General features: G+C 44.8%; 16 protein-coding genes and 1 pseudogene. 9 read left to right on the top strand and 8 right to left on the bottom strand.

Annotated elements, in window-relative coordinates:
• Positions 1–54: 54 nt before the first annotated feature.
• The 5 genes and pseudogenes from surA (at position 55) to apaH (ending at position 4,440) form a co-directional block, all read left to right on the top strand.
• A pseudogene (surA, locus tag KHN78_RS06060) lies at positions 55–1,337 on the top strand (peptidylprolyl isomerase SurA).
• Positions 1,327–2,325, top strand: a complete 999-nt coding sequence (gene pdxA, locus KHN78_RS06065) for a 4-hydroxythreonine-4-phosphate dehydrogenase PdxA (RefSeq protein ID WP_211916518.1) — start codon at positions 1,327–1,329, stop codon at positions 2,323–2,325. Before surA ends, pdxA begins: the two are co-directional and overlap by 11 nt.
• A complete protein-coding gene (rsmA, locus tag KHN78_RS06070) occupies positions 2,322–3,131 on the top strand; it encodes a 16S rRNA (adenine(1518)-N(6)/adenine(1519)-N(6))-dimethyltransferase RsmA (RefSeq protein ID WP_211915466.1) in 810 nt (269 codons plus the stop codon). Before pdxA ends, rsmA begins: the two co-directional genes overlap by 4 nt.
• 109 nt (positions 3,132–3,240) lie before the next feature.
• Positions 3,241–3,621 (top strand): Co2+/Mg2+ efflux protein ApaG, encoded by a 381-nt coding sequence (apaG, locus tag KHN78_RS06075; RefSeq protein ID WP_128811748.1) that lies wholly within the window; start codon positions 3,241–3,243, stop codon positions 3,619–3,621.
• A 12-nt stretch (positions 3,622–3,633) separates the two neighbouring features.
• Positions 3,634–4,440 carry a bis(5'-nucleosyl)-tetraphosphatase (symmetrical) ApaH gene (gene apaH / locus KHN78_RS06080; protein ID WP_211915467.1) on the top strand — a complete coding sequence of 269 codons (807 nt, stop codon included), beginning with the start codon at positions 3,634–3,636 and terminating at the stop codon, positions 4,438–4,440.
• A gap of 69 nt (positions 4,441–4,509) precedes the next feature.
• Here apaH and folA read toward each other — a convergent pair whose 3' ends face one another.
• The 6 genes from folA to rplU form a co-directional block, all read right to left on the bottom strand.
• Positions 4,510–4,989 carry a type 3 dihydrofolate reductase gene (folA, locus tag KHN78_RS06085; protein ID WP_211915468.1) on the bottom strand — a complete coding sequence of 160 codons (480 nt, stop codon included), beginning with the start codon at positions 4,987–4,989 and terminating at the stop codon, positions 4,510–4,512.
• A gap of 9 nt (positions 4,990–4,998) precedes the next feature.
• A complete protein-coding gene (locus KHN78_RS06090; protein ID WP_164837222.1) occupies positions 4,999–5,472 on the bottom strand; it encodes a threonine/serine exporter family protein in 474 nt (157 codons plus the stop codon).
• Positions 5,472–6,272 carry a threonine/serine exporter family protein gene (locus KHN78_RS06095; RefSeq protein ID WP_211915469.1) on the bottom strand — a complete coding sequence of 267 codons (801 nt, stop codon included), beginning with the start codon at positions 6,270–6,272 and terminating at the stop codon, positions 5,472–5,474. Before KHN78_RS06095 ends, KHN78_RS06090 begins: the two co-directional genes overlap by 1 nt.
• A 126-nt stretch (positions 6,273–6,398) precedes the next feature.
• Positions 6,399–7,574, bottom strand: coding sequence for an Obg family GTPase CgtA (cgtA, locus tag KHN78_RS06100; protein ID WP_128811753.1), 1,176 nt, complete (start codon positions 7,572–7,574; stop codon positions 6,399–6,401).
• Between the two features lie 211 nt (positions 7,575–7,785).
• Complete coding sequence (rpmA, locus tag KHN78_RS06105) at positions 7,786–8,043, bottom strand: 50S ribosomal protein L27 (RefSeq protein ID WP_005383095.1); 258 nt, start codon at positions 8,041–8,043, stop codon at positions 7,786–7,788.
• 20 nt (positions 8,044–8,063) lie between these two features.
• The gene (gene rplU, locus KHN78_RS06110; RefSeq protein ID WP_000271393.1) at positions 8,064–8,375 is read right to left on the bottom strand and encodes a 50S ribosomal protein L21; all 312 of its coding nucleotides are present in this window, start codon (positions 8,373–8,375) and stop codon (positions 8,064–8,066) included.
• A 268-nt stretch (positions 8,376–8,643) separates the two neighbouring features.
• Here rplU and ispB point away from each other — a divergent pair, with 268 nt between their 5' ends.
• A complete protein-coding gene (gene ispB, locus KHN78_RS06115) occupies positions 8,644–9,615 on the top strand; it encodes an octaprenyl diphosphate synthase (RefSeq protein ID WP_211915470.1) in 972 nt (323 codons plus the stop codon).
• Between the two features lie 120 nt (positions 9,616–9,735).
• Here ispB and KHN78_RS06120 read toward each other — a convergent pair whose 3' ends face one another.
• Together KHN78_RS06120 and mdh are read right to left on the bottom strand one after the other, a co-directional pair.
• A complete protein-coding gene (locus tag KHN78_RS06120; protein ID WP_211915471.1) occupies positions 9,736–9,927 on the bottom strand; it encodes a hypothetical protein in 192 nt (63 codons plus the stop codon).
• Positions 9,928–10,128: 201 nt separating this feature from the next.
• Positions 10,129–11,064, bottom strand: a complete 936-nt coding sequence (gene mdh, locus KHN78_RS06125) for a malate dehydrogenase (protein ID WP_211915472.1) — start codon at positions 11,062–11,064, stop codon at positions 10,129–10,131.
• A 333-nt stretch (positions 11,065–11,397) separates the two neighbouring features.
• Here mdh and argR point away from each other — a divergent pair, with 333 nt between their 5' ends.
• From argR to KHN78_RS06140, 3 genes are all read left to right on the top strand, one after another.
• The gene (argR, locus tag KHN78_RS06130; RefSeq protein ID WP_128812339.1) at positions 11,398–11,868 is read left to right on the top strand and encodes a transcriptional regulator ArgR; all 471 of its coding nucleotides are present in this window, start codon (positions 11,398–11,400) and stop codon (positions 11,866–11,868) included.
• A 413-nt stretch (positions 11,869–12,281) separates the two neighbouring features.
• Complete coding sequence (locus KHN78_RS06135; RefSeq protein ID WP_128811758.1) at positions 12,282–13,250, top strand: TAXI family TRAP transporter solute-binding subunit; 969 nt, start codon at positions 12,282–12,284, stop codon at positions 13,248–13,250.
• Between the two features lie 307 nt (positions 13,251–13,557).
• Entirely contained in the window at positions 13,558–16,137 is a 2,580-nt protein-coding gene (locus tag KHN78_RS06140; protein ID WP_211915473.1) for a TRAP transporter permease, read from the top strand.
• The last annotated feature ends 27 nt before the right edge of the window (positions 16,138–16,164 follow it).

The raw sequence follows: 16,164 nt of genomic DNA on the forward strand, positions 1-16,164 counted from the left end.
AAGCGTCTTAACCAATAGCAAGACGCTTAATTGACATGACTAACGGAATTTTAAATGAAAATCTGGAAATCGATCATTTTCACAACCCTACTTTCATGCGGTGCTGTAGCTGCGCCGGTCGAACTCGATAAGGTTGCTGTCATCGTAAACGATGGCGTAATTCTACAAAGTGACATCAATACAGCGATGAAAACGCTACAAGCTAACGCTCGTCAAAGTGGTCAGAACATTCCCTCTGCAAGCGTGCTAAAAGATCAAGTTGTAGAAAAACTCATTATTGACACGCTTCAAGGCCAAGAAGCCGAGCGCATTGGTGTACGTATTGATGACAACCGACTAAACCAAGCGATTGCAGAGATTGCTCGTAACAACAATCAAACGGTGGAACAACTGTCCGCTTCTGTTCAGGCAGAGGGATTAAGCTACTCAGAGTTTCGTGAGCAAATCCGCAAAGAACTTGCTGCATCTGAAGCTCGCAATGCATTAGTTCGTCGTCGTATCAACATTCTACCGGCAGAGGTGGATTCATTAGCCGAACAGCTTTCTCAACAAACTAACGCGACTGTCCAATACAAGGTTGGTCATATCCAGTTGCGTTTCACTGATGATAAAGACAAATCAGAGGTTGAAGCGGAAGCCAATGAATTGGTTAAGAAACTAAAAGACGGCGCTAATTTCTCTGAAATGGCTTACACCTACTCAAAAGGTCCAAAAGCACTACAAGGCGGTGATTGGGGTTGGATGCGTAAAGAAGAAATGCCAACCATCTTTGCTGACCAAATCAAGATGCAAAACAAAGGCAGCATCATTGGCCCATTCCGTAGTGGCGTAGGCTTCCATATTCTAAAGATTGAAGATGTAAAAGGTCTTGAAACTGTCGCGGTAACCGAAGTCAACGCTCGTCACATTCTGATCAAACCGACCGTCATCTTAAGTGACATGGTGCGAAAAAAGAGCTGAATGAATTTATTCGTCGCATTAAAGCAGGTGAGGCGACCTTTGCTGAACTTGCAACACAGTACAGCCAAGACCCAGGTTCAGCGGCACAAGACGGTGAGTTAGGTTACCAAACACCTGATTTATACGTACCAGAATTTAAACACCAAGTAGAAACGTTACCTGTCGGCTCGATCAGCGAACCTTTCAAGACGGTTCATGGCTGGCACATTGTTGAAGTACTCGATCGCCGTCAAGTTGACCGCACCGACTCAGCAATGAAAAACAAAGCATACCGTATTCTATTTAACCGTAAATTTAATGAAGAAGCTGGCGCATGGATGCAAGAGCTACGCGCGAGTGCGTTCGTTGAAATCGTGGATGACAATGATGACGACTAATCCGATTCGCCGAATCGTGGTAACCGCAGGGGAACCTGCGGGGATCGGCCCAGACTTAGTGCTTGCCCTGTCGAAAGAAGACTGGGCACATCAAATTGTGGTTTGTGCCGACAAAAATATGTTGATGACACGTGCTAACTTACTTGGCATTGATGTCCAACTGACTGATTACAATCCTAAAGAAGCGCCAAAAGCGCAAAAAGCTGGCACGTTGATTGTTGACCATATAGAGATGGCAGAAAATGTCGTTGCAGGTCAACTCAATGAAGCCAATGGCCACTACGTACTAAAAACGTTAGAAAGAGCCGCTTTGGGCTGTATGAATGATGAATTTGATGCTATTGTCACCGGCCCTGTACATAAGGGGGTGATTAATCGCTCTGGTGTCGCTTTTAGCGGCCACACCGAATTCTTCGCCGAGAAATCCAACACACCACTGGTTGTAATGATGTTGGCCACCGAAGGTCTGCGCGTTGCATTAGTCACAACGCATATTCCTTTAGCGTATGTGTCCAAAGCAGTCACGCAAGAACGATTAGAAAAAATCATCGATATTCTGAATAACGACCTTGTAGAAAAATTTGCCATCTCGAAGCCAAACATCTATGTTTGCGGGCTAAATCCACATGCGGGAGAAGATGGCTGTTTAGGTCGAGAAGAGATCGAAACCATCACTCCAACATTGGAAAAGATTCGACAAGAAAAAGGAATCAATCTGATCGGCCCATTGCCGGCAGATACTATTTTCAATGAAAAGTATTTAAACGATGCTGATGCTGTTTTAGGTATGTACCACGACCAAGTGTTGCCAGTATTAAAATACAAAGGCTTTGGTCGTTCAGTAAACATTACTCTTGGTCTACCTTTTATAAGAACCTCGGTAGATCACGGTACTGCATTAGAACTGGCAGGGACAGGTCAAGCGGATACAGGGAGCTTCCGAACAGCGCTCACGCATGCGATAGAATTGGTAGAGAAGAAACAATGAGAAATGATGTCCATTTAGGACACAAAGCGCGTAAACGTTTTGGTCAAAACTTCCTGAACGACCCATACATTATTGATGGCATCGTATCAGCAATTAACCCAAGACCAGGTCAAAACCTGGTTGAGATCGGCCCTGGCCTTGGTGCAATCACCGAGCCTGTTGGTCGTGAAGTCGACAAATTCACGGTTATTGAATTAGACCGCGACTTAGCAGAACGTTTACGTAATCACCCAGAATTGGCAGACAAACTGACGATTCATGAAGGCGATGCGATGCGTTTCGACTTCAACCAACTCGTGAAGCCAAACAACAAACTACGTATCTTTGGTAACTTGCCTTACAACATCTCTACGCCGCTGATGTTCCACCTGTTTGAATTCCATAAAGATGTTCAAGACATGCACTTTATGCTTCAAAAAGAAGTGGTTAACCGTTTAGCAGCAGGTCCTGGTAGTAAAGCATATGGCCGTTTAACGGTAATGGCGCAGTACTACTGTAAAGTTGTTCCTGTACTAGAAGTGCCACCAACAGCGTTTGTTCCACCACCAAAAGTAGACTCTGCGGTTGTTCGCTTGGTGCCTTACGAAGTACTGCCACATCCAGCAAAAGATCTTCGTTTGTTGGACCGTGTTTGTCGCGAAGGGTTTAACCAACGCCGCAAAACCGTTCGTAACTGCTACAAATCACTATTAAGTGTTGAGGTTCTGGAAGAGCTAGGTATTAATCCAAGCATGCGTCCAGAAAACCTAACGCTGCAACAGTTTGTCGCGATGGCGAACTGGCTAGCGGACAATCCGCAGCACTAATAACGATAACAGTAAGCCAAACCTTTACCGGTTTGGCTTATTACTATACTAATCACAATAAATAAGTGTTATTTACTACGATTGGTATTACGTATATCAAGGAGTGTACATGGACGTCATTCAACCTTGCATTAAAATACAAGTTCACACCAAATACATCGAAGAACAGTCCAACCCAGAACTTCAGCGTTTCATTTTTGCTTACGTCATTACCATTAAAAACCTCAGCCAACAAACCGTACAATTGATCAGCCGACGTTGGTTGATTACCGATGCCAATGGCAAACAAATGACCGTAGAGGGCGATGGTGTTGTCGGTCAGCAGCCATTCATCTCAAGTAACGATGAATACACCTACAATAGTGGTACTGCAATAGAAACGCCCGTTGGGGTCATGCAAGGCCACTATGTCATGCTGGATGAAAAGGGACAGGAATTTATTACCGAGATCGAACCATTCCGTCTCGCTGTTCCAAACGTCTTAAATTAATCAGGAGACTCAGTGGCTACCTATATTGTTGGTGATATCCAAGGCTGTTTTGATGAATTACAGCAGCTACTAGAACATGTTAAATTCTCAAAACAAGATGACCAGCTTTGGCTTGCTGGCGACCTAGTAGCAAGAGGACCTAAGTCACTAGAAACATTGCGTTTTATAAAGTCTCTTGGTGACAGCGCTAAAGTCGTACTGGGAAATCATGATCTGCACCTTATGGCGGTTTCGCAAGGATTGAAGAAAGTCAAAGATAAGGACAAAACCGCGCCTATCTTCTCAGCGCCAGACAAAGAAGAACTGCTGGCTTGGCTTGCCCAACAGCCGCTTTTAGAAGAGCATAAAGAGTTTGTCATGTGCCACGCAGGTATTTCACCTCAATGGGACTTACCGACAGCCAGAGCCTGTGCTCGTGAAGTAGAAAACATCATTCAAAGCGACCAATTACCTTGGCTGCTAGAAAACATGTACAGCAACCAACCAGACCTATGGGATGGCTCCCTCTCAGGGCTCGACCGCTACCGCTACATCATCAATGCGTTTACTCGTATGCGTTTTTGCTTTCCTGATGGTCGCTTGGATATGGATTGTAAATTACCACCGCAAGAAGTGTCAGAAGATGAACTTGTGCCATGGTTTAAACTACCACAACGAGTGCCTCTAGAAAAAACCGTTCTATTTGGTCACTGGGCTGCGCTACAAGGGCATATTGATGAGAGCATTATTGGCCTTGATACCGGCTGCGTTTGGGGGGGATCACTAACTATGATTCGTTGGGAAGATAAGCAAGTCTTTACTCAAGAAGCGCTAAGTTAATCGTACTCCTTTACTACTTATTCATACAAAAAAGCACCGAGGACTCGGTGCTTTTCTTATTCAATTCGATTACTTTTCTAAAATCGTAAAACGCATGTTATAAGCGTTTTTCTCATCCGCTTGGTACGTTTCAGAATAAGTTTCTTTGAAGTCATTGCTCCATCGTGGGAACTGAGTATCTCCCTCAACTTCAGCTTCTATATGGGTCACATACAGTTTGTTTGCCATTGGCAGGCAAGCCGCGTAAATAGCACCACCGCCAATGATCATCACTTCTTCTACCAAACCTGCAACCTCAAGCGCTTGTTCAATCGAAGTTACGGTTGTTACTCCTTCAATTGAAAGTGAAGCATCGCGACTAATTACGATATTCAAACGACCAGGTAAAGGACGCCCGATAGAGTCATAAGTCTTACGCCCCATCACAACCGGTTTGCCCATGGTGCAGCGCTTAAACCATGCAAAATCGGCAGGAAGGTGCCAAGGCATCTGGTTGTCTTTGCCGATGATTCGGTTGTCTGCCATCGCAGCAATCATACTGATGATCATGTTGGATCCTTAAACTATGGGTCTTCGACGATAGAATAACAGTCCCGGAACGGCTAAGCCAACCGCCAAACCTGCAATAATAAACATCGCTTTAAGAAAGTTTTCCATGCACGTCGCAATAAGCTCCGGCGAATAACCTAAGTGGTTTATCTCCACCATAGCAATCATCGCTTTATAAGCAAATACGCCCGGAACCATAGGAATTAACGCTGCAACAGTAAAGACTTTAGGGTGAGCGAGGAAACGGCGTGACCAGAGCACACCAATCATGCCGACTAACGTTGCAGCAAAAAACGTCGCCCATTCAATTGATAACCCGAAATGCATCATCAAATACCGGCTACCGTGACCAATCGCACCACCCATCGCGCAATACTTGAGTGCATTTTGTGGCACGTTAAATACCATTGCAAAGCCAACCGCAGGAATAGCAGCGAAGAACATATCGTTTAAGAGCCCTAAGGCTAAATCAAAGGCACTCATTAGCTCATCCACCCCCAAATACCCGTTACTTCCATCGCAGCGACAATTCCGAGGCAAGTTGCTAGCGTTAGCAAGCTGGCCATAGTGAAGCGAGCAATCCCCATATTAATGTGCCCTTTCAGCATATCAGCAACTGAGTTAATGAGTGGAAAGCCGGGAACCAACATCAATACCGATGATGCCATGGCGACGGTCGGTAAATTACCAATATCAAAGATCACCGCTTGAGCAGAAATAAGCGTTGTAACGAAAGCGGTAACCGCGAAATTAAGTAAAGGATTAAAGTGGCGATGACCAATTTCTTGTCGAACGATCATCCCACCAGCAGAAGCAAGGAATGTCATGGCAAACACGCCTAAATCCCCTCCCGCAAGGTGACTGAATGCCGCACAAGAAAGACCTATCATGAATACCACTAACCAACGGTTATAACGTTCCGGGCTAATGGTGTTAAGCTTTTTCTGCGCCATTTTTACGTCAAGCAGACCGCGTTCCATCATAATACAGATCCGCTGGATCTGCGTTATCACCCGCATATTGATCCCGCGATCTGCGCAGCTTCGCGTCGTGGTAATACAATGATCACCCATCACGGTTGTGACGACTAATGCGTTGGCCGATAACGCCACTTCAACTTCATTGACCCCACAAGCAAGACCAATACGACGCATAATATCACTCACCAAGGTACTTTCGGCACCATGCGCGAGCAGCATTTGACCAGCTTGTGCGACAAGCCGTGAAATGGTTCTTTGATTTATTGTTGCCAGCTCTTCTGACGACATAACTTCCATTGTCATAAAGACATCTCAATCCTTTTAGTCCTAAACGGAGTGTTATTGTGCCGCAAATCACACTCTGTAAACATGATTTAGATACAAAAAAAGCCGCAATAAATATTGCGGCTTTAATGAATGTGCTAGTGATTAGTCGCGGACGTAAACAACGTGACCGTCGTCTTCTTCATCGTCCCAATCATCCCAATCGTCTTCATCATCTTCAGTGATAACGTCTTTACCAGCCATTGCGTCTTTATGGTAATCATCCCACATGAAGTTAACTTTATCTTCTTCAGCAACTTCTTCCTCTTCACGAGGTAGGTTTTCCATAAATTCAGCTAACTTGTAGCAAAGCTCTTTCGTACCTGCGCGGTTGATCGCAGAGATCTTGAAGTACTCGTCTTCCCAACCTAACGCATCCAAGATCGCTTGAATTTGCTCATTAGCCTCTTCTTCTGGCATTAGATCCGTTTTATTGAATACTAACCAACGAGGTTTATTCGCAAGCTTCTCACTGTATTGCTCAAGTTCATCAATGATCGTTAACGCATTTTGAACTGGATCTGACTGATCAATCGGCATGATGTCAATCATGTGCAGCAATACACGACAACGCTCAAGGTGCTTCAAGAAACGAATACCTAGACCTGCACCGTCAGCAGCGCCTTCGATAAGACCTGGGATGTCTGCAACCACAAAGCTCTTCTCAGGAACCACACTCACAACACCCAAACTTGGGATTAGAGTTGTAAATGGGTAATCGGCTACTTTTGGTTTTGCTGCTGATACTGCGCGGATAAAAGTAGATTTACCCGCATTTGGTAGGCCAAGCATACCCACATCCGCAAGCAACAATAGCTCTAGACGGATTTCACGAATTTCACCTTTTGTACCCAGCGTTCTCTGACGAGGGGCGCGGTTTACTGAAGATTTAAAACGTGTGTTACCAAGGCCGTGCCAGCCGCCTTTCGCAACCATTACTTTTTTGCCGTGTTCAGCAACTTCTGCAACAATTTCGTTAGTATGGATATCAACTGCACGCGTACCTACAGGAACACGCATCGTGATGTCTTTACCACGTTTACCCGTACAGTTACCACCGCGACCATTTTCACCGCGTTCTGCTTCGTAAAAGCGTTGGAAACGGTAATCGATCAGGGTATTTAGGTTTTCATCAGCTTGGATGTATACATCACCGCCGTCACCACCGTCGCCGCCGTCAGGGCCGCCCTTGGTGATGAATTTTTCACGCCAGAAACTAACAACGCCGCTACCGCCGTCACCAGCCTGAACTTTTACTACCGCTTCATCTACGAACTTCATCTTTTACTCCGACTACTTCGTGCGTGGATTAAATCTCATTTGCCATCAATCAATTCTAGCAGATGACAGATCTAAGCACCCAGAGACCTAAAACCAAAACGTTGAGGCAAGAAACTTAGATATGTCGACTGCTACAAATAAAAAACCCCGCCGGATAGGCAGGGCTTTTAAATTCAGCTATCAAGCTCAAATAATTAACCAAAAGGTTAAATTACTCAGCTTCGATGCTTACAAACTTACGGTTCTTAGGACCTTTAACCTCGAACTTCACCTTACCTTCAGTAAGAGCGAATAGAGTGTGGTCTTTACCGATACCTACGTTGTTACCAGCGTGGAACTTAGTACCACGTTGACGAACAATGATGTTACCTGCAAGAACAGATTCACCACCGAAACGCTTAACACCTAGGCGTTTGCTTTCTGAATCGCGGCCGTTACGAGTAGAACCACCAGCTTTTTTGTGTGCCATTGTTGAACTCTCCTAATAGATTAAGCGTTGATACCAGTGATCTTCACTTCAGTGAACCACTGACGGTGACCCTGTTGCTTACGAGAGTGCTTACGACGACGGAACTTAACGATTTTAACTTTATCGCCACGACCGTGTTGTACAACTTCAGCAACAACTTTGCCGCCCTCAACAAGAGGAGCACCAACTTTGATGTCTTCGCCGTTAGCAACAAGAAGAACTTTATCAAATTCTACAGTTGCACCAGTTTCAACGTCTAATTTCTCTAAACGAAGAGTTTGACCTTCGCTTACACGGTGTTGTTTACCACCAGATTGGAAAACAGCGTACATATTTTACTCCGCTTTTTCCGCACAGCCTGCAATCATTACTTGAGCTAGGGTGTGCGCTAAACTAATCATCAATAGGGCGCAGATTCTACAGAAGAGATGCCCCTATGACAAGCCATATTTTGAAATAATTGGCGAAAAGCTAATCGCCAAAGAAAAGTGCGGCAATCATGCCCTTTAGTAATGTATTAATCAACGTTTTTTAGTGTATTATTCGACAATTATACAATTCGAATAAGCCTTGCAGGGTCTAACTTCAGCCGGATATACGATGGATTTTAAAACTATCCAAGCGCTTACTGCCGATGACATGGCAAAAGTGAATGAAACAATTCAAGCCCAACTAAATTCTGATGTCTCTTTAATCAACCAACTCGGTTTTTATATCGTGAGTGGTGGAGGCAAACGCCTAAGACCGCTTCTGGCAATATTGTCAGCGCGTGCACTTGGCTACCAAGGTAGTGGACATACCATGGCGGCGGCGTTTATCGAGTTCATCCATACAGCAACTTTGCTGCATGATGACGTCGTCGATGAATCAGATATGCGACGTGGTAAAGCGACCGCCAATGCTGCATTTGGCAACGCCGCTAGCGTACTTGTTGGGGATTTTATCTATACTCGCTCATTTCAAATGATGACAGAGCTAGGATCAATGAAGATCCTTAAGCTAATGAGTGAAGCAGTTAATGTGATCGCAGAGGGTGAGGTTCAGCAGTTAATGAACTGCAATGATCCTGACACCACAGAAGAAAGCTACATGCAGGTCATTTACTCTAAGACCGCACGCTTGTTTGAATCTGCGACCCAAATTGGTGCCATCTTGAACGAAGCACCAGAAGAAGTTGAAGTCGCACTACAAAATTATGGTAAATATCTAGGCACCGCTTTCCAACTGATCGACGACGTGATGGATTACACGTCTGACGGTGAGGATATGGGTAAAAACGTTGGTGATGATTTGGCTGAAGGCAAACCAACGCTTCCCCTACTTCATGCAATGCGAAATACCACTCCAGAGAATGCACTGATGATTCGTGAGGCCATAGAAAAAGCCAACGGAATGGACCGACTTGAAGAAATCCTTACTGTAATGAAAGACGCAGGTTCTTTAGAGTACACCACGCAAAGAGCACTCGATGAAGCAGATAAAGCGATTGCTGAACTCGCGATTCTTCCTGAATCGGATTATAAGCAAGCGCTAGTTACCTTGGCTCACATGGCAGTGAAGCGTACAAGTTAGCAGTAAACCGTCAGACCCTAAAAAAGGAAGAGCACTGAAACTCTTCCTTTTTTGTTGCTTATTTTTAATCGCTGTAATCATACAACCGATCTGCCACGTAAGCCTGTACTAGCATAGTGCCTAGTAATAACGATCACAACTGCCATGCAGTTGCGGGTTATCTTCTATCTCATCAAAGCTTACCGCTAACTGTTCTTCTGAGCCCTGTTTACTCAAAAGCACAGTCTCCGCTTCACGATCAACCACGATAATTGTCCCCACCCCTTGCTGACACTCAACCACCATGCCTTTGCGAATTTGATTTGCTTCCATCATCGCCTCCTAAACAACGTATTCCCCCCCTACTCGGGATATACAGAGCCGTTAATAAATGAAGCAATGTAGGCTCTCTTGTTCCAAGCTGAGGTTAGTAAGATCAGAAAGTACTACGTTAAACAAAGTGAAAAGATCAAAAAAGCCGATCCAAAGATCGGCTTTCTACTTCAATATGGTTCCCTCTGTATAAAGAGGTGCTTATTTTGCGAATTCAACACCAATATTGATATCGCCACTTAGCGTTTCTAGCATGCCATCAAGCGCTGATTTCTCATAGTCACTTAGTGCACCATAGCTTAGCACTTCTTCTACACCGTCTTTGCCTAGCTTCACAGGCTGTGCGAAGTATGTGGCATGCTCTCCGTCACCTTCAACGTAAGCACATTCAACAACCCCTTCCTCACCTTGAAGCGCACGTACAAGTGCTAGACCAAAGCGACACGCCGCTTGACCCATAGATAGAGTCGCGCTACCGCCACCTGCTTTGGCTTCTACAACTTCGGTACCCGCATTCTGGATACGTTTTGTCAGAGCTTCCACTTCTTCTGCCGTGAACTCAACACCCTCCACCTGAGACAGTAGCGGAAGGATAGTGACACCAGAGTGACCACCAATAACAGGAACACGAACATCACCTGGATCTTTATCTTTTAGCTCAGCAACAAACGTTTCTGAACGGATAACGTCTAGAGTAGTAACACCAAATAGTTTACGTTTGTCATAGACACCCGCTTTCTTAAGAACTTCAGCAGCAATTGGTACTGTTGTGTTAACCGGGTTAGTAATAATACCAACACATGCAGTTGGGCACACAACGGCAATTTTTTCTGCTAATGATTTAACAATACCCGCATTCACATTGAACAGATCAGCACGATCCATACCAGGTTTACGAGCTACACCAGCTGAAATCAAAACCACATCCGCTCCTTCAAGTGCAGGAGTTGGGTCTTCACCAGCATAACCTTTGATCGAAACAGGCGTAGGGATATGACTAAGATCTGCTGCCACACCTGGCGTAACAGGGGCAATATCATACAGAGCCAGATCCGAACCAGCAGGAAGGCGGTTCTTGAGCAAAAGGGCAAGGGCTTGACCAATGCCGCCAGCGGCACCAATAACGGCTACTTTCATGTAGTTCTCCTTGAGAGTATTTCTCTTATATAAACGTATTCGTAGGGTGTTTTGTAACCAGTAAAAACAAAACTATCGGAATCACAACTTGATTACAATCAATTAACGCTAGCTTTGCGACCTCGCGCAACTCATCACCGACGTGCTACAAATAAGGGGCTGATTATTCTCTCATTATATTGAAAAGACAAGAAATCTCACCCACCAAAATGGCATACTATTTATGATTTACAGTGACTGGATTAACACTATCTTGTGTAGACTTGGTACTAGTTGAATATCTATGCGAGAATATGCAAAATTGCTATTCCAAATGAGAGAATAATGACAACTATGCGCAATTCAGAGAAACAAGATAACTTAGTCCGCGCTTTTAAAGCCTTATTAAAAGAAGAGAGCTTTGGTTCACAGGGTGAAATCGTCGATGCACTGAAACAACAAGGTTTCGAGAGCATCAACCAATCTAAAGTATCTCGTATGCTGACCAAATTTGGTGCTGTTCGTACCCGCAATGCAAAAATGGAAATGGTTTACTGTTTACCTGCAGAACTCGGCGTTCCAACCGTAAGTAGCTCACTACGTGAACTGGTTTTGGACATTGATCATAATGCCGCATTAGTTGTTATCCACACAGGTCCTGGCGCAGCCCAACTTATCGCACGCCTATTAGACTCCTTAGGGAAATCAGAAGGGATCTTAGGTGTCGTTGCTGGCGATGACACTATCTTCATCACACCAACAAAAACGGTAACAACTGAACAATTATTCCAGTCTGTTTGCGAGCTTTTTGAGTACGCAGGCTAAGTGAATGTCTCGGGCTACAAAACTCATTCGAATTTGTAGCCCGTAAATAGTGTTAATTTTTTGCCTTATTACACACTGCTATTACCTAAAAAAGCGTGATAATCCTCTCAGTGTGCATTTTTTTGATTATCATGAATAAATTAACATAACCTACTGTAAATAAAGCACAACCCTCTATTTTTCTCACCATTCAAACTGTAAAAAGTTTAGATTATTTCGCTAATTCTTTTAACAAAAAGATAATTTTCTGCCAATTTTTTGTTATGATTCTTTCGCTTTTTCAAACGATTGGATTGAAAAAGATGCCGTTTCCAAAGAGGAAACTCCTGAAATAATTTATATTTCCAAGCTAGTTCATGCGGCTTGGATATGGCGATTTCCGGGTTAATAATGAATATAAGGAAGGGAAATTCATGGCATTTAACAAACTTCTTAAAGTAGGCGCCATCGCAGCAGCAGTTATGGGTGCAGGCGCAGTTAACGCTCAAGAGTTTATTACTATCGGTACTGGCTCTGTTACGGGTGTTTACTACCCTACTGGTGGTGCTATTTGTAAATTAGTAAACAAAGGTCGTAAAGACCACAATGTTCGCTGTTCTGTTGAATCAACTGGCGGCTCAATTTACAACGTCAACACAATCCGTGCTGGCGAGCTAGACTTTGGTATCGTGCAATCGGATTGGCAATACCACGGCTACAACGGTACAAGTAAGTTTGCTGAACAAGGCCCGTACAACAAACTACGTGCAATGTTCTCTCTTCATACAGAACCTTTTAACATCATCGCACGTGCCGACTCAGGCATTGAAAACGTTCAAGATCTAAAAGGGAAACGCGTAAACATTGGTAACCCAGGTTCTGGTGACCGCGCGACAATGGGCGTTGTTATGGATTCAATGGGCTGGACGAACGACAGCTTCAAGCTGGCTTCAGAACTAAAAGGCTCAGAGCGCTCTCAAGCCCTATGTGACAACAAGATCGACGCATTCATCTACATGGTTGGACACCCGAACGGTTCAATCAAAGAAGCAACCACATCATGTGATGCTAAGCTTGTGTCTGCAACCGGCCCTGAAATCGATAAGATTGTTGCTGACAACCCATACTATGCATTTAGTACGGTTCCTGCTGGCATGTACCGTGGTACTGATGGCGACATCAACAGCTTTGGCGTAGCGGCAACAATGGTAACAACGTCAGATGTATCAGATGAAGTCGCATACAACGTTGCGAAAGCTGTATTTGAAAACTTCAATACGTTCAAGCGTCTGCACCCTGCATTTGCCAACCTGAAAAAAGAAGACATGGTGAAAGCAGGTCTTTCTATCCCTCTTCACCCAGGTGCAGAGAAATACTACAAAGAAGTAGGTCTACTTAAGTAAGTACTTACTACACCCAAGTTAAATTGAAAACTTGGGTATACCTCCACACTCAGTGAGAAAAGATGGTTTCTTTCTGAGTGTGGTAACTGAGTGTTCATCATTCAGTATCAATCGAGCGGCTTTTCCAAAGTCGAGCTCACTCACCTAAAAAATAACGGCTTATTCACCAATCATTGTTACTAATGAGCTGGATCATATAGCGAAACACTCGACAGCAAACTTCTCTCTATTCACTACACTCATAGAGACGAAGCCGGGTTCTCGAAACAAAGAACAGACAGGACCATCAATAATAAGGAAAAAGTACATGTCGACGAATAATACTCCGTCACAAGATGTGCAAGAGATGGTAGCTCAGTCAGACACAGGAGCACGCCGCCCAGTAGGCTTACAAGGCCGAATTTTATGGTTTGTTCCCCTCTGCTGGTCACTATTTCAATTGTGGTATGCCTCTCCGCTACCATTTATTTTCAATTTTGGCGTATTGAACGACACGGAAGCACGAGCGATTCATCTCACTTTTGCCACTTTTCTTGCTTTCACGGCTTATCCAGCAATGAAGAACTCTCCGCGTGACCATATTCCTCTTATCGATTGGATATTGGCGCTTGCCGGAAGTTTTGCTGCTGCCTACATTTATATTTTTTACACTGAACTCGCTGGCCGCTCAGGCGCACCAACCACCGTTGATATCGTCATCTCGGTTACGGGGATGGCTTTATTGCTTGAAGCGACCCGACGCGCTCTTGGGCCACCATTAATGGTCGTTGCTGCTGTTTTCCTGCTTTACACTTTTGCAGGACCACACATGCCCGACGTCATTGCACATAAAGGGGCAAGCCTGAATAAAGCTATGTCACATTTATGGTTGACTACCGAGGGGGTATTCGGCGTCGCACTGGGTGTATCGACTTCTTTCGTCTTCTTATTCGTCTTGTTTGGTGCCATGTTAGAGCGAGCAGGCGCTGGCGCTTATTTCATAAAAGTTGCGTTTTCGCTACTTGGTCATATGAAAGGTGGGCCAGCAAAAGCGGCGGTTGTGGCTTCTGGCTTGTCAGGGCTGGTATCAGGATCTTCTATCGCCAACGTTGTTACCACCGGGACCTTTACCATTCCTTTGATGAAGCGAGTCGGATTCCCTGGAACCAAAGCGGGCGCGGTAGAAGTCGCAGCGTCAACCAATGGCCAATTAACGCCACCTATCATGGGGGCGGCAGCATTCCTAATGGTGGAATACGTAGGCATTTCATATGTTGAAGTTATCAAAGCTGCCCTACTTCCTGCGCTTATTTCTTACATCGCACTCATTTACATTGTTCACCTTGAAGCCTGTAAAGCAGGTATGACTGGGCTACCGCGTCGTCATAATCCTACCTTGGTGCAAAGCTTATTGTCTTTTACTGGTACGATTCTCGGTCTGTGCGTCATTAGTGCTCTTGTCTATTACGGGGTGGGTTGGACCAAAGATGTATTTGGTGCAGCCGCAACGCCAATAGTGACCATCGCGTTACTGATTGCTTATGTTGGCCTTGTTAAAATATCCGCTAACCACGTGAAAGATGGCGCGATTGAAATTGATGCCGAGCTGACAGAAGTGCCAGATCCAGGCCCAACGATTAAATCCGGCCTCCATTACCTACTGCCGATCGTCGTGCTGGTTTGGTGTTTGACTGTCGAGCGTTTCTCTCCGGGGTTATCTGCATTCTGGGCAACGGTATTTATGATCTTTATTTTGCTGACTCAGCACCCATTGATTACATTGCTATCAAAACAAGGTGACTTGGTTGAGCAAACTAAAGACGGCTTTGTCGACTTAGCCGAAAGTTTGGTCTCTGGTGCTCGCAACATGATCGGTATCGGTGTAGCAACTGCAGCGGCAGGTACTGTGGTTGGTGTGGTTACCCTTACTGGCATCGGCCTAGTAATGACGGACTTCGTGGAGTTCATTTCCGGTGGTAGCCTAATTTTGATGTTGGTGTTTACCGCCGTGATCAGTTTGATTTTGGGCATGGGTCTACCAACCACAGCAAACTATATTGTGGTATCCACACTAATGGCACCTGTGATTGTGACCCTAGGGGCGGCACATGGCTTAATCATTCCATTGATTGCTGTGCATCTATTTGTGTTTTATTTCGGTATCCTTGCCGATGATACACCGCCAGTTGGCTTAGCTGCTTTTGCCGCCGCCGCCATTGCAAAATCAGACCCAATTCGTACCGGTATTCAAGGTTTTACCTACGATATTCGTACCGCTATTTTGCCATTTATGTTCGTGTTCAATACTCAGCTATTAATGATGGGGATTGATTCATGGTGGCATCTCGCCTTAACCGTCATTTCGTCCATCATTGCCATGTTAATCTTCTCTGCAGCAACACAAGGTTGGTGGTTTACGAAAAACAAATGGTGGGAAACCATTCTATTATTAGTATTGACGTTCTCATTCCTACGTCCGGGATATTGGTGGGACATGCTCTATCCAGCGAAAGTTCTTTCGCCTGGGGTTGAGATAGCTCAAATCACCGAGGGGTTAAATGTAGGAGAATCCATTGAGCTACGTGTTGCAGGTGAAAATTTGGAGGGTAATTACGTTGAAAAAACCGTACGCCTTCCATTTGAAGACAACGCAACCTCAGCAGAGGATCGTATCGCCTCAATGGGCTTAATGCTGATCGAAAATGACGGCAAGATGATCGTTGATATGGTCGAGTTTGGTAGCCCTGCGGAGTCTTCTGGGATCGATTTTGATTGGGAGATAAAGTCCGTCATTCAAAATGCCGAGAGACCAATGAAAGAGTGGGTATTTGTCCCAAGCTTGTTGATATTGCTTGTGCTTGCCATGAACCAAAAACGTCGTGCTCGTAACGAACAACTGAGCGCATAACTGATTTGGCCCTGATGTATTGGGGCC

The organism is Vibrio sp. B1REV9, assembly GCF_905175395.2.
Taxonomy (GTDB): Bacteria; Pseudomonadota; Gammaproteobacteria; order Enterobacterales; family Vibrionaceae; genus Vibrio; species Vibrio alfacsensis.

What these genes read in the sequence shown, in the direction of transcription:
- KHN78_RS06140 (WP_211915473.1), top strand. Translation starts at nt 13,558, where the DNA reads ATGTCGACGAATAATACTCCGTCACAAGATGTGCAAGAGATGGTAGCT.
- ispB (WP_211915470.1), top strand. Translation starts at nt 8,644, where the DNA reads ATGGATTTTAAAACTATCCAAGCGCTTACTGCCGATGACATGGCAAAA.
- rplU (WP_000271393.1), bottom strand. Translation starts at nt 8,375, where the DNA reads ATGTACGCTGTTTTCCAATCTGGTGGTAAACAACACCGTGTAAGCGAA.
- argR (WP_128812339.1), top strand. Translation starts at nt 11,398, where the DNA reads ATGCGCAATTCAGAGAAACAAGATAACTTAGTCCGCGCTTTTAAAGCC.
- folA (WP_211915468.1), bottom strand. Translation starts at nt 4,989, where the DNA reads ATGATCATCAGTATGATTGCTGCGATGGCAGACAACCGAATCATCGGC.
- mdh (WP_211915472.1), bottom strand. Translation starts at nt 11,064, where the DNA reads ATGAAAGTAGCCGTTATTGGTGCCGCTGGCGGCATTGGTCAAGCCCTT.
- KHN78_RS06135 (WP_128811758.1), top strand. Translation starts at nt 12,282, where the DNA reads ATGGCATTTAACAAACTTCTTAAAGTAGGCGCCATCGCAGCAGCAGTT.
- KHN78_RS06120 (WP_211915471.1), bottom strand. Translation starts at nt 9,927, where the DNA reads ATGGAAGCAAATCAAATTCGCAAAGGCATGGTGGTTGAGTGTCAGCAA.
- rpmA (WP_005383095.1), bottom strand. Translation starts at nt 8,043, where the DNA reads ATGGCACACAAAAAAGCTGGTGGTTCTACTCGTAACGGCCGCGATTCA.
- apaG (WP_128811748.1), top strand. Translation starts at nt 3,241, where the DNA reads ATGGACGTCATTCAACCTTGCATTAAAATACAAGTTCACACCAAATAC.
- KHN78_RS06095 (WP_211915469.1), bottom strand. Translation starts at nt 6,272, where the DNA reads ATGACAATGGAAGTTATGTCGTCAGAAGAGCTGGCAACAATAAATCAA.
- rsmA (WP_211915466.1), top strand. Translation starts at nt 2,322, where the DNA reads ATGAGAAATGATGTCCATTTAGGACACAAAGCGCGTAAACGTTTTGGT.
- pdxA (WP_211916518.1), top strand. Translation starts at nt 1,327, where the DNA reads ATGACGACTAATCCGATTCGCCGAATCGTGGTAACCGCAGGGGAACCT.
- cgtA (WP_128811753.1), bottom strand. Translation starts at nt 7,574, where the DNA reads ATGAAGTTCGTAGATGAAGCGGTAGTAAAAGTTCAGGCTGGTGACGGC.
- KHN78_RS06090 (WP_164837222.1), bottom strand. Translation starts at nt 5,472, where the DNA reads ATGAGTGCCTTTGATTTAGCCTTAGGGCTCTTAAACGATATGTTCTTC.